This window comes from Mycobacterium asiaticum, assembly GCF_001668675.1.
GTDB classification, from domain to species: Bacteria; Actinomycetota; Actinomycetes; order Mycobacteriales; family Mycobacteriaceae; genus Mycobacterium; species Mycobacterium asiaticum_D.
In genome coordinates, this window is record NZ_LZKQ01000317.1 from 1 (window position 1) to 12,869 (window position 12,869).

Annotated in this window: 12 protein-coding genes and 1 pseudogene; 9 read left to right on the forward strand and 4 right to left on the reverse strand. The window is 67.1% G+C overall.

Features of this window, described 5'->3' with window-relative positions:
- Positions 1 to 50: 50 nt before the first annotated feature.
- The 5 genes and pseudogenes from A9X01_RS26140 to A9X01_RS26160 form a co-directional block, all read left to right on the forward strand.
- Positions 51 to 1,094: pseudogene (locus A9X01_RS26140) on the forward strand (DUF7847 domain-containing protein); the annotation flags it as partial.
- Positions 1,095 to 1,112: 18 nt separating this feature from the next.
- Entirely contained in the window at positions 1,113 to 1,763 is a 651-nt protein-coding gene (locus tag A9X01_RS26145; protein ID WP_065123484.1) for a DUF4129 domain-containing protein, read from the forward strand.
- Complete coding sequence (locus A9X01_RS26150; RefSeq protein ID WP_065123485.1) at positions 1,745 to 2,896, forward strand: DUF4350 domain-containing protein; 1,152 nt, start codon at positions 1,745 to 1,747, stop codon at positions 2,894 to 2,896. Before A9X01_RS26145 ends, A9X01_RS26150 begins: the two co-directional genes overlap by 19 nt.
- Positions 2,893 to 3,861, forward strand: coding sequence for an AAA family ATPase (locus A9X01_RS26155; RefSeq protein WP_065123486.1), 969 nt, complete (start codon positions 2,893 to 2,895; stop codon positions 3,859 to 3,861). Before A9X01_RS26150 ends, A9X01_RS26155 begins: the two co-directional genes overlap by 4 nt.
- Positions 3,861 to 5,183, forward strand: coding sequence for a DUF58 domain-containing protein (locus tag A9X01_RS26160; protein WP_065123487.1), 1,323 nt, complete (start codon positions 3,861 to 3,863; stop codon positions 5,181 to 5,183). The genes A9X01_RS26155 and A9X01_RS26160 overlap by 1 nt, the downstream gene beginning before the upstream one ends.
- Positions 5,184 to 5,261: 78 nt before the next feature.
- Here A9X01_RS26160 and A9X01_RS26165 read toward each other — a convergent pair whose 3' ends face one another.
- Positions 5,262 to 6,254, reverse strand: coding sequence for a stage II sporulation protein M (locus A9X01_RS26165; RefSeq protein ID WP_065123514.1), 993 nt, complete (start codon positions 6,252 to 6,254; stop codon positions 5,262 to 5,264).
- Positions 6,255 to 6,308: 54 nt separating this feature from the next.
- Between A9X01_RS26165 and A9X01_RS26170 the strand changes: the two genes are divergently transcribed.
- Positions 6,309 to 7,211, forward strand: a complete 903-nt coding sequence (locus tag A9X01_RS26170; protein WP_065123488.1) for an RDD family protein — start codon at positions 6,309 to 6,311, stop codon at positions 7,209 to 7,211.
- On the opposite strand, the gene A9X01_RS26175 is transcribed toward A9X01_RS26170, so the two are convergent.
- Positions 7,212 to 7,592: a hypothetical protein gene (locus A9X01_RS26175; RefSeq protein ID WP_065123489.1), complete on the reverse strand. Its 381-nt coding sequence runs from the start codon at positions 7,590 to 7,592 to the stop codon at positions 7,212 to 7,214.
- A 126-nt stretch (positions 7,593 to 7,718) separates the two neighbouring features.
- On the opposite strand from A9X01_RS26175, the gene A9X01_RS26180 reads away from it, so the two are divergent.
- Positions 7,719 to 8,456 carry a PadR family transcriptional regulator gene (locus A9X01_RS26180; RefSeq protein WP_065123490.1) on the forward strand — a complete coding sequence of 246 codons (738 nt, stop codon included), beginning with the start codon at positions 7,719 to 7,721 and terminating at the stop codon, positions 8,454 to 8,456.
- A gap of 153 nt (positions 8,457 to 8,609) precedes the next feature.
- On the opposite strand, the gene glpK is transcribed toward A9X01_RS26180, so the two are convergent.
- On the reverse strand, positions 8,610 to 10,172 hold the full coding sequence (gene glpK, locus A9X01_RS26185; protein ID WP_065123491.1) for a glycerol kinase GlpK: 1,563 nt from the start codon (positions 10,170 to 10,172) through the stop codon (positions 8,610 to 8,612).
- On the opposite strand from glpK, the gene A9X01_RS26190 reads away from it, so the two are divergent.
- Together A9X01_RS26190 and A9X01_RS26195 are read left to right on the forward strand one after the other, a co-directional pair.
- Positions 10,171 to 10,950 (forward strand): class I SAM-dependent methyltransferase, encoded by a 780-nt coding sequence (locus A9X01_RS26190; protein ID WP_081282645.1) that lies wholly within the window; start codon positions 10,171 to 10,173, stop codon positions 10,948 to 10,950. The genes glpK and A9X01_RS26190 overlap by 2 nt on opposite strands.
- Before the next feature lie 18 nt (positions 10,951 to 10,968).
- On the forward strand, positions 10,969 to 12,441 hold the full coding sequence (locus tag A9X01_RS26195) for a glutamate-cysteine ligase family protein (protein ID WP_065123492.1): 1,473 nt from the start codon (positions 10,969 to 10,971) through the stop codon (positions 12,439 to 12,441).
- On the opposite strand, the gene A9X01_RS26200 is transcribed toward A9X01_RS26195, so the two are convergent.
- Complete coding sequence (locus A9X01_RS26200; RefSeq protein ID WP_065123516.1) at positions 12,438 to 12,857, reverse strand: VOC family protein; 420 nt, start codon at positions 12,855 to 12,857, stop codon at positions 12,438 to 12,440. The two genes, A9X01_RS26195 and A9X01_RS26200, sit on opposite strands and share 4 nt — an antisense overlap.
- Positions 12,858 to 12,869: the final 12 nt, after the last annotated feature.

A 12,869-nucleotide genomic window follows, 5' to 3' on the forward strand; every position in this document is an offset into this window, starting at 1 on the left:
ATCTACACAACGAGTAGCGTCGGCACCGTCAGATCTGCATAAGAGACCGCGGTTACGGTCCCCCGCCGGGTCCCGGTTACGGAGCGACGCCGTTCGGTCCGCCCCTCATCCCGGGGGCGGTCAAGCCCGGCATCATCCCGCTGCGACCGCTGACGCTCAGCGACATCTTCAACGGCGCCGTCGGCTACATCCGCGCCAACCCCAAGCCGACCTTGGGTCTGACCACCATGGTCGTGGTCGTCATGCAGGTCATTTCATTGCTCGCGACCATCGGACCACTCACCGCCATCAGCCGGCTGAACGCTGGTGACTCTCCGGCCGATACAGAGGCCAGCCTCGGGGCTTTGGGTGCCTGGACCGCGTCGCTGGCCGGCAGCGCACTGGTCGGTTGGCTGGGCGGCATGCTGCTCAGCGGAATGCTCACCGTCGTGGTCGGACGCGCAGTGTTCGGATCGCCGATCACCATCAAAGAAGCGTGGACGAAGGTTCGCGGGCGGCTGCTCGCGCTGTTCGGCCTGGCGCTGCTGGAAGCAATCGGGATGGCGGTGGTCGTCGGATTGGTCGTGGTGATCCTGGTCGGCGTCGCGGCTGCCGCCAACGCCGCGGCCGCGGTCCTGCTGGGCCTGCCGCTATTGCTCCTGGTGCTGCTGTTGTTGGTCTATGCCTACACCGTGCTGTTGTTCGCACCGGTGCTCATCGTGCTGGAGCGATTACCGGTCCTCGACGCGATCACCCGGTCTTTCGCCCTGATACGCAACAGCTTTTGGCGGGTGCTGGGCATCCGGTTACTGGCGGCGCTGGTGGTCGGCATCGTCGGCGGCGCGATCTCGGCGCCCTTCAGTGTGGTCGGCGAGATTCTGCTGATGGGCTCCTCGAGCACCACCACACTGCTCGTCGGTACCACGCTGTCGTCCATCGGCGGTGCGGTCAGCCAGATCGTCACTGCGCCTTTCGTCGCCGGTGTGGTGGTGCTGCTCTACACCGACCGGAGAATCCGGGCCGAGGCGTTCGATCTGGTATTGCAGACCGGCGCGCAGGGTGGACCGGGAGCGGTCGAATCCACCGACAACCTATGGCTCACCAGGCCTTTCTGAAAGATCGGTGAGCTGACAGTGCCCTTCATCGACATCGACCGTGACGCCGCGCATGAGGCGGCCCAGCGCGAACTGAACAAACCGATCTATCCCAAACCATCGGTAACCGAAGCGATCTTCGACAAGATCAACGAGTTCCTGATGCGGCTGCTGACGAAGACTTCGCACATCTCCGGCGGCTGGTTCACCGTCACCGTAATGCTGATCCTGGCGGTGATTGCCGTCGTCGTCGCAGTCCATGTCGCGCGCCGTACCATGCGCACCAACCGCGGCGGCGATTACGAACTGTTCGACGTCGGCCAACTGACCGCGGCCCAACACCGGGCCACAGCGGAAAGCTTTGCCGCCGAGGGCAACTGGTCGGCCGCGATCCGGCACCGGCTCCGCGCGGTGGCGCGGGAGCTGGAAGAAACCGGCGTGCTCGCGCCCGTGCCGGGCCGGACCGCGAATGAGTTGGCCAACGACGCCGGACAGGCCCTTCCCCGTCTGGCCGGTGAATTAGCCCAGGCGGCAACGGCTTTCAACGACGTCACCTACGGAGAGCGGCCCGGCACCCAAGCCGCTTACCAGATGATCGCCGACCTCGATGACCACCTGCGCTCGCGCGCCACCGGCACCGCGCCGGTGGAACACGCCGCGGTGCCGAACTCCTGGGCGCAGGTCCGGTGACGTCCACCCGTCCGGCCACCGAACAGTTGCGCCAGCGGCGCCCCTGGCGTGGGGTGCTGCTCGCACTGGCCGCCCTCGCCGTCGTCGCCGCGATCACCACATATCTGACCGCGCCCCGGCCGGGCGGCACGATGGACCCCGAGGCCACCAGCCCATCCGGAGCCCACGCGCTGGTGGCTCTGCTCCGCGACGGCGGCGTCGAGGTGGTGGTGGCCAACACCGTCGCCGACGTCGAGCGCGCCGCGCGTCCGGACACCTTGCTGCTGATTGCGCAAACCCAATACCTCACCGACAACACGCTGTTGGGGCGACTGGCCGACGTCCCCGGTGACCTGTTGCTGGTGGATCCCACCACCCGCGCCCGCACGGCGCTGACCCCGAAGCTACGGGTGGGCGCCGCCGACGAGTTCGGCAACGAGCCAAATTGCCCACTGCCGCAGGCTAACCGGGCCGGAGCGGTGAATTTCGGACCAACTGACGCCTACCGGGCCAAGGGCGATCTGGGCCTGGTCAGTTGTTACGGCGGCGCCCTGGTCAGCTATCGCGAGCAGGGCCGAACCGTCACCGTGGTCGGCAGCAGCCACTTCATGACCAACGACGGGCTCCTGGAAGAAGGCAATGCCGCGCTGGCAATGAATCTCGCGGGTGCGCGGCCAAGGGTCATCTGGTACGCACCGCAGCGCGTCGAAGGGCACAGCACCCCGCACGGGTCCATCTTCGACTTGATCCCGGAGAACGTGACGTGGATCGTCTGGCAGCTCTGGCTGGTGGTGATCCTGGTTGCGCTGTGGAAGGGCCGGCGCCTCGGCCCGCTGGTGGCCGAGGAACTACCGGTCGTGGTCCGTGCCTCCGAGACGGTCGAAGGCCGCGGCCGCCTCTACCGGTCCCGGCGCGCCCGCGATCGTGCCGCGGAGGCATTGCGGACGGCGACGCTGCAGCGGCTGCTGCCCCGCCTCGGCCTCGGCCCCAGTGCCGCACCACCGGCCGTCGTGATGACGGTCGCCGAGCGCTGCGGGGCCGACCCGGACCTCGTCCAATACCACCTGTTTGGTCCACCGCCGGCGAATGACGGCGACCTACTCCAGCTAGCCCGTGCGCTGGACGACATCGAAAGGCAGGTCACCCACTCGTGACACAGTCCACCGCCCCGACCGCCGACACCGCCCGTGCGGCATTGCTGGAACTGCGCTCCGAGATCGCCAAAGCCGTTGTCGGACAAGAGGGTGTGATCAGCGGCCTGGTGATCGCACTACTGTGCCGTGGCCATGTGCTGCTGGAAGGTGTTCCCGGAGTTGCGAAGACGCTGATGGTGCGCGCCTTGGCCGCTGCTTTGCAGCTCGAGTTCAAGCGCGTGCAGTTCACCCCGGACCTGATGCCGGGTGATGTCACCGGCTCGCTGGTCTACGACACGCACACCGCGGAGTTCGCTTTCCGGCCTGGTCCGGTGTTCACCAATCTGCTGCTGGCCGACGAGATCAACCGGACGCCACCCAAGACACAAGCCGCACTGCTCGAGGCGATGGAGGAACGCCAGGTCAGCGTGGACGGAGAACCGAAACTCCTGCCGGACCCGTTCATCGTCGCCGCGACGCAGAACCCCATCGAGTACGAAGGCACCTACCAGCTGCCCGAAGCCCAACTCGACCGCTTTCTGCTCAAGCTGAATGTGACGCTGCCCCCGCGCGACGCCGAGATCGCGATCCTCGGCCGGCACGCGCACGGGTTCGATCCGCGGGACCTCTCCGCGATCAAGCCGATCGCCGGACCGGCAGAGCTCGCGGCCGGACGCGAGGCCGTGCGTCAGGTGTTGATCGGTGATGAAGTCCTGGGATACATCGTCGACATCGTCGGCGCCACCCGTTCCTCTCCCGCTCTGCAGCTTGGTGTTTCGCCACGCGGCGCGACCGCGCTGCTGGGCACCGCCCGGTCGTGGGCCTGGTTGTCCGGACGCAACTACGTCACACCGGACGACGTCAAGGCCATGGCCCGTCCGACGCTGCGGCACCGCATCATGCTGCGTCCGGAGGCCGAGCTGGAGGGTGCCACGCCCGACGGCGTCCTGGACGGAATCCTGGCGTCGGTCCCGGTGCCCCGCTAGTGATCCTCACCGGACGCACCGGGCTGCTGGCGCTGATATGCGTCCTGCCGATCGCGGTAGCACCCTGGCCCGCAAGGGCTTTCGAGATACTGCTGTTGATGCTGGCCATCTTGGTGGTCGTCGACGTAGTGCTCGCCGCCAGCCCCCGTCGCCTTCGCTTCACCCGTTCGCCGGATACGTCGGCCCGGCTGGGCCAGCCGGTGACGGCGGGCCTGTTGATACAGAACGACGGACGGCGCCGGTTCCGCGGCCGGCTTCGCGATGCCTGGCCGCCCAGTGCGCGTGCCGAACCACGAACCCACCCGCTGGCTTTGGCAGCCGGTCAGCGCCAGCAGTTGGAGACCCAACTGCGACCGGTGCGACGGGGTGACCAGCGCGCTGCCGCGGTCACGGCTCGCTCGATCGGCCCGTTGGGTTTGGCGGGACGGCAGAGTTCACAACCGGTACCTGGACAGGTCCGGGTTCTGCCACCGTTCTTATCCCGCAAGCACCTGCCGTCACGGTTGGCCAAATTGCGGGAGATCGACGGGCTGCTGCCCACCCTGATCCGCGGACAGGGCACCGAATTCGACTCGCTGCGCGAATATGTCGTGGGCGACGACGTCCGGTCGATCGACTGGCGGGCGAGCGCGCGCCGCACCGACGTGATGGTTCGCACGTGGCGGCCCGAGCGCGACCGGCGGGTGGTCATCGTGCTCGACACCGGACGCATGGCGGCGGGACGAGTCGGCGTCGATCCGACGGCGGCCGATCCCGCCGGCTGGCCCCGACTCGACTGGGCAATGGACGCGGCGTTGTTGTTGGCGGCGCTGGCCTCCCGCGCCGGTGACCATGTCGACTTCCTGGCCCACGATCGGGTGAGCCGGGCCGCGGTGTTCGGGGCGTCGCGCACCGAGCTGCTCGCGCAACTGGTTGACGCGATGGCCCCACTGCAACCGGCACTCGTCGAATCCGATTGGCGCGCAATGGTCGCGGCGATTCTGCGGCGCACCCGCCGACGGTCGCTGGTGGTGCTGCTGACGGACCTCAACGCCACCGCGCTGGACGAGGGATTGCTGCCCATGCTCCCGCAGCTGTCCGCCAAGCACCACGTGCTGGTCGCCGCGGTCGCCGACCCGCGGGTAGACCAGTTGGCTGCCGGCCGATCGGACGCGGCGGCGGTGTACGACGCGGCCGCAGCCGAACGGGCGCGCAACGAGCGGCGGGCCATCGCCTCCCGGCTACGCCGCAGCGGGGTGGAGGTCGTCGACGCGCCCCCCACCGAGATCGCGCCCGGTCTCGCCGACCGCTACCTGGCGATGAAGGCCACCGGCCAGCTCTGACGCACGATTCGTGCGCCCACTGTGCGAACTGCGACGCCCCCACGGCGTGTCGCGTCGTGAGATTCACGCTCGCCAGGGCTAGCCGGTCGGCACGACGTCGGGCGCGTCCTCGATGTCCCCGGTCTCGCCCGCGGCGACGGCCTTGCGACCGAAGTACACGACGTAAGTCAGGAACGCCGCCTCGGCCAGCACACCGATACCGATGCGCGCGAACGTCGGCAGCGGCGACGGCGTCACCATCGCTTCGATCAGGCCGGCGACGAGCAGCACGCCCACCAGTCCCACGGCGACAGACACCACCGCGCGGCCCTCCTCGGCCAGCACCTGCCCCCGCGGCCGATCACCGGGCGAGATCACCGACCAGCCCAGCCGCATCCCGGTTGCAGCGGCGAGGAACACCGCCGTCAACTCCAGCAGGCCGTGCGGCAGCAGCAGGCCCAGCAGCAGACCACCCTTGCCCGCCTGGAACATCAGGCCCGCGATCACCCCGACGTTGGCTGCGTTCTGGAAGAGCACGAACGGAATCGGAAGTCCCAGTAGGACGGACATCGCAATGCACTTGGCCGCAACCCACGAGTTGTTCACCCACACCTGCAACGCGAACGCCGCCGCAGGGTGCTCGCTGTAATAGGACTCGACGTCATGGTTCACCAGTTCGTCGATGTCCGCCGGTGTCCCGATGACTGACTGCACCTCGGGGCTGCCGGCAACCCAGAACGCCATAACCACGACGACGGCGAAAAACGTCAACGCTGTGGCCAGCCACCAACGCCAGGTTCGATACGCGACGACCGGGAACGACACCGTCCAGAACCGCACGAAGGTACTGGTGAGCGGGGCATGGGCGCCGGTCACCGCGGAGCGGGCGCGGGCGACCAGGCTCGACAGCCGGCCGGTCACCTCGGAGTCCGACGACACCGACCGCAGCATCGACAAGTGGGTGGACACGCGCTGGTAAAGCTCGACGAGTTCATCGATTTCGGCACCGGTGAGCGAACGGCGCCTCTTGATCAACTGGTCGAGCCGGTCCCAAGTGCTGCGGTGGGTCAGCAGGAACGCGTCGACGTCCACCATCGCAGCCTACCCAGCGGCAACCCGCCGGCAGTGGCTGTACCGTTCCGGAGTATGTCCGAGGTGGTAACCGGGGACGCCGTCGTACTCGACGTCCAGATCGCCCAGCTGCCGGTGCGTGCGCTGAGCGCGATCATCGACCTCACCGTGATTTTCGTCGGCTACTTCCTCGGACTGCTGTTGGGGGCGGCGACGCTGTCCCAGTTCGACTCGGCGTTGACGGTCGCGTTCGTCATCATCTTCACCGTGCTGGCCATAGTCGGCTATCCGATCGCCATCGAGACCGCGACCCGGGGCCGTTCGCTGGGCAAGATGGTGATGGGGCTGCGGGTGGTGAGCGACGACGGCGGCCCAGAACGCTTCCGCCAGGCGGTATTTCGCGCGCTCGCCTCGGTGGTGGAGATCTGGATGCTGCTCGGCAGTCCGGCCGTGATCTGCAGTGTGCTGTCGCCGAAGGCGAAGCGGGTGGGTGACATTTTCGCCGGCACCGTCGTGGTCAGCGAACGCGGGCCTCGATTGACGCCGCCGCCGATGATGCCGCCACCACTGGCGGGGTGGGCGTCGTCGCTGCAACTATCCGGGCTGTCCGCCGGACAGGCTGAGGTCGCCCGCCAATTCCTCTCCCGGGCAATGCAACTCGACCCCGCGCTGCGGGACCAGATGGCTTACCGCATCGCCAACGATGTGCTGTCCCGCATCGCGCCCCCACCGCCGCCCGGGGTCCCGCCACAGCTGGTTCTGGCCGCGGTGCTGGCGGAGCGACACCGCCGCGAGCTTGCCCGGCTCCATGCCAGCATTCCCCCGCAGCCCGGACCACAGCCCCCGGGTTGGCAGCCGGGGCCCCCGCCAGCACCGGGGCCGGCACCCGCGCCTACCTCATGGCAGTCGCCGGCAGCAGAGCCGGAACCGGAGTCGCACCGGCCCCCAGAACCCGGCGGATTCGCACCGCCGACTTGATCACTGTGCGACGCTGGCCGCCAGAATCGCGACGTCGCCGATCAACAGGGCCAAACCGGCCAGCGGCACCAGGAAACCGGTGCGCCGCTTTGCGGTGAAAACCGAGGTGACGATCACCAGGAGCGCCACCAGCGGCGGGCCGTAGAACAAGACGTCGAAATTGATCCCGCCGCCGAGCTTGGGGCACCGCTGTTGCGTACACGAGTCGGTGCTCATCACAGCTCCGAGCGCGAACAGCATCACGATGGCCGCCCCTGGAACGGTCAGCAGTGCCAGCACCCAGTTGACCCGGGCCCGCGCCTTGGCGCCGTCGTCGCCGCGCGCGTCGGGGCCGCTACCAGGACCGGAAGCCATGGTCAGGTCGCGGTTGTTGCCGTTCATGCGACAGGTGCTACCCAGCGCCCAGGGGTTGCAAACGGATAGGCACCGGGCAGATTCGTTGCATCACGTTCGTTCACGATATATCGTGATATGTAGCGATACACCCACGAACTAGAGGAAACAGACATGAACACCCCTTTCAATCCTTTCGGTCCCCTCGACGGACCATCGATCCCACGACCGGGATTCGGTTTCGGCCCTCCCGGCTTCGGCGGCGGAGTCCGGCCGGGGCCGGCTCAGCGCCGCGCACTGCATGGCGCCCGGCGAGCGGCCCGGCGCGAATTTTTCGACCAGCTCCGCGACCACGCCAAAGATCATGACGGACCGCTGGGCTTCGGCCCCGGTTTCGGACCGGGCTTCGGGCCCGGGTTCGGCCCCGGATTCGGCTTCGGTCCCGGCGGCCGTCGCGGCGGACGCCGGGGCGGCCGCGGTCGGCGCGGCGACGTCCGGGCGGCCATCCTGACGCTGCTCAAAGAGCGGCCCATGCATGGTTACGAGATGATCCAGGAAATCGCCGAGCGTAGCAACGGACTATGGAAGCCGAGCCCCGGGTCGGTCTATCCGACGCTGCAACTACTCGCCGACGAAGGCCTGGTCAGAGCCAATGACAGCGACGGCAGCAAGAAGCTGTTCGAGCTGACCGACGACGGACGTGCCGCCGCCGAACAGCTGTCCACCCCACCCTGGGAGGAGATCGCCGAGGGAGTGGACCCGGGCCACATCAACCTGCGGACCGCCGCCCGCCAACTGTTCGGTGCGGTCGCGCAGTCCGCGCACGCCGCCAGCGCCGAGCAACAGCAGCGCATCACCGACGTGCTCAACAATGCGCGCCGCGAGATCTACGGGATCCTCGGCGAGGACTGAGCACCTGCTGCTCTGCTGCTCACCCCCGGCCTTCCCGCGAACGTGCGCAGATGTCCGGCGACACGCCGTCGCACCCGACATTCTGTGCACGCTCGCGGGCTGAGGCGGGCCGGGCTGAGGCCGGGCTGAGGCCGGGCCGGACGCTCGCGGAGCCTAGGACACGTCGACCCAGTCCAGGGTCCGCTGCACGGCTTTACGCCAACCCGCGTACCCCTCCGCGCGTTGGTCGTCATCCCAGTCCGGCGTCCAACGCTTGTCTTCGTGCCAGTTCTCGCGCAGGTCGTCCGGGCCGTCCCAGAAGCCGACCGCCAGACCCGCCGCGTAGGCAGCTCCGAGCGCGGTCGTCTCGGCCACCACCGGTCGCACCACGTCCACACCCAGCACGTCGGCCTGGATCTGCATGCACAGGTCGTTGCCGGTGATGCCGCCGTCGACCTTCAGCACTTCCAGACGGACACCGGAATCGGCTTCCATGGCATCGACCACGTCGCGACTCTGATAGCAGATCGCCTCGAGCGTCGCGCGAGCCAGATGTGCATTGGTGTTGAACCGGGACAGACCGACGATCGCTCCCCGGGCGTCCGAGCGCCAGTACGGCGCGAAGAGCCCGGAGAATGCCGGCACGAAGTAAACGCCGCCGTTGTCGGCGACCTGTCTGGCCAACGACTCGCTTTGCGCGGCGCCGCTGATGATGCCCAGTTGATCGCGCAGCCACTGCACGGCCGAGCCGGTGACGGCGATCGAGCCCTCCAGGGCGTAGACGGGTTTGGCATCGCCGAACTGGTAGCAGACCGTGGTCAGCAGGCCGTTGTCGGACCGCACGATCGTCTCGCCGGTGTTGAGCAACAAGAAGTTGCCGGTGCCGTAGGTGTTCTTCGCCTCGCCCGCGTTTAGGCATACCTGTCCCACCATCGCCGCGTGCTGGTCGCCGAGCACCCCGGTGATCGGAATCTCGCCGCCGACGGGACCCGCGTCCGACGTGACGCCGTAGGGCTGCAGCGGCGAGGACGGTTCGATGGTGGGCAGCATCGCCCGCGGAATGGAGAACAACGACAGCAGTTCGTCGTCCCAGTCCAGCGTCTCCAGGTTCATCAACATGGTGCGGCTGGCGTTGGTCACGTCGGTGACGTGCACCCCGCCGCGCGCGCCGCCGGTGAGATTCCACAGCACCCAACTGTCCGCGGTGCCGAACAGGGCGTCACCGCGCTCGGCGTCGGCGCGCACCCCGTCGACGTTATCCAGGATCCACTGCAACTTGCCGCCGGAGAAATAGGTCGCCGGCGGTAGGCCCGCCTTACGGCGGATGATGTCACCGCGCCCGTCCCGGTCCAGGGCTGAGGCGATGCGGTCGGTGCGGGTGTCCTGCCAGACGATGGCGTTGTAGTAGGGGCGCCCGGTCTGCTTGTTCCACACCAGCGTCGTTTCGCGCTGGTTGGTGATGCCCAGGGCGGCAATGTCTTTCGCGGAGATGTTGCTGGCGTTCAGCACCGACATGAGCACCGAGACCGTGCGCTCCCAGATCTCCACCGGATTGTGTTCGACCCAGCCGGCGCGAGGCAGGATCTGGTCGTGCTCAAGTTGATGACGAGCCACCTCGGCGCCGTCATGATCGAAGATCATGCAGCGGGTGCTGGTGGTGCCCTGGTCGATAGCGGCAACGAACTCAGCCAACTGGCCTCCTAGGGGCGACGACGGACACTGCGTGTAATCGTCCATGATTGCCTACGTGACCGTTGACATCGAGAGCATGCCGCGTGGCGGTCCGCATGCGTCGTGGCTGGACCGCCGGCTGGAGACCGACCGTCCGGAATACATCGACCGTGACGACGTGGACGCCAAGAAGCGCGCCGCGATCCGCTCCCTGGACCGGGTGGGCAGGGTGTTCGGCTTGCACAAGACAATCGCCCGCATCGTGCTGGACGAGGTAGCCGACGTGCCCGAGCCCAGGATCCTGGAGCTTGGATCCGGACACGGCGGGCTGGCCCGGGCATTGCTCGAGATGCATGGCACCGCACACGTGACGGTTTCCGACGTGGACGCATCGCTGATCGCGGCGATCGGTGCGGGCGACCTTGGTTCGCATCCGCGCGCGGTGGTCCGCCAACTCGATGCCACCGCCATTGATTCCCCGGACAGTAGTTACGATCTTGCGGTTTTCGCGCTGTCCTTCCACCATCTGCCACCGGCGTTGGCGTCGAGGGTATTCAGCGAAGGTACCCGGGTCGCCGACAAGCTGGTGATCATCGATCTGCCGCGGCCGCCGTCGATGTTGCATCTGCTGCGGCTGGCTCACATGCTGCCGCTGGCGATGTTCCCCATGCCGCATGACGGGATCATCAGCTCGCTGCGGGCCTACAGCCGCTCGGCGTTGCTGGCGCTGGCCGAACATGCCGACCCGAGGATCAAGGTCGAACTGCGCGGGGGCAGGGTATTCAACAGGTCGATGCGGCCGCTGCCCCAGATCGTGGTGGCAAACTTGCGCGGCGCCCGGTAAACCTGTTGCATCGGTGCTGTGGGCGAAGAAGTCAAGCGCACCACGTATAACCGCACACACCGGCGGGAGTACCGGCGCAAAGTGCAGTTGTGCTTGGACGTCTTCGAGACGATGCTGACCCAGACCCGCTTCGACTCCGAGCGCCCTCTCACCGGCATGGAGATCGAGTGCAACCTGGTCGACGCCGACTACCAGCCCGCGATGTCCAACCGCTTTGTGCTCGACGCCATCGCTGACCCGGCCTACCAAACTGAATTGGGCGCTTACAACATCGAATTCAATGTCCCGCCGCGCCCGCTGCCCGGACACACCGGCCTGGATCTGGAAAAGGAAGTGCGAGCCAGTCTGAACGACGCCGAACTGAGGGCGAATTCCAGCGGCTCACACATAGTGATGATCGGCATTCTGCCCACCCTGATGCCCGAGCACCTCACTGAGGGCTGGATGAGTGAATCCACCCGGTACACCGCGTTGAACGACTCGATTTTCAATGCCCGGGGTGAGGACATCTCGATCAACATCTCGGGCCCGGAACCGCTGAGCTGGCAGGCTCCTTCAATCGCACCCGAATCCGCCTGCACCAGTATGCAATTGCATCTCCAATTGGCTCCGGACGACTTCGCCGCCAACTGGAACGCCGCCCAGGCCCTGGCGGGACCGCAGCTGGCGCTGGCCGCGAATTCGCCCTATTTCTTCGGCCACCAGCTGTGGTCGGAGACCCGTATCGAGTTGTTCGCGCAGTCCACCGATACCCGCCCCGAGGAGCTGAAGACACAGGGGGTACGCCCGCGAGTTTGGTTCGGTGAGCGCTGGATTGATTCGGTCGTCGATCTGTTCAAGGAAAACGTCCGCTACTTCCCGTCCCTGCTGCCGGAGCTTTCCGACGAGGATCCCGCCGCCGAACTGGCCGCCGGCCGCGCTCCTGCGCTGGCCGAACTGCGCCTACACAACGGCACGGTGTACCGCTGGAACCGGCCGGTCTATGACGTCGTCGACGGGCGCCCGCACCTGCGCCTGGAGAACCGGGTACTGCCGGCCGGGCCGAGTGTCATTGACATGCTGGCGAATTCGGCCTTCTACTACGGGGCGCTGCGGACCCTGTCCGAGGCCGAGCATCCGGTGTGGTCGCAGATGAGTTTCCCGGTGGCACAGCGTAATTTCTTCGAAGCGGCCCAGCACGGTATCAATGCGCGGTTGCACTGGCCGGGCGTCGGCGAAATCAGCACGCAGCGATTGGTTTTGGAAACATTGCTGCCGATGGCTTACGAGGGACTGCAGCGGTGGGGTGTCGACGGCGAAGTGCGCGACCGCTTCCTGGGCGTGATCGAAGGCCGGGCCAGGGCGGGTCGCAACGGTGCGACCTGGCAGGTGGCCACCGTTTCGGCGGTTGAGAAGTCTGGCATGTCCCGGCCGCGCGCCCTGGCGGAGATGCTGCGCCGGTACTGCGGGCACATGCACGCCAACGAGCCGGTGCACACCTGGAAGGTCTAGAAGTTCTCCGCGAGTTGGGTCAACCGGACACTGTTGCCGGATGGGTCGCGGAATCCGCAGTCGATGCCGTAGGGCATCTCATGCGGTTCCTCGGTGAACGCCACGCCCCGGGACTTCATCTCCGCGTAGGTTGCGTGACAGTCCTCGGTGGTCAGGAACACCGTGCCGGCGAAGCCTTTCGCCATCAGTTCGGCGACCTGCTTTTGGGTCACCGCGTCCATCACCGGCTGACCCGGGATCGCCATCAGCACAATGGACACGTCGTCTTGGCCAGGTGGGCCAACGGTGAGCCATCGGAAGTCTGCCTCCGGCAGCGAAACATCTTGTCGCACTTCCATACCCACCTGATCGGTCCAGAACTTAAGCGCGACTTCCTGGTCGTGCACCCACAAATGGGCACTGGCAATTTTCATCATGTGCACCACGCT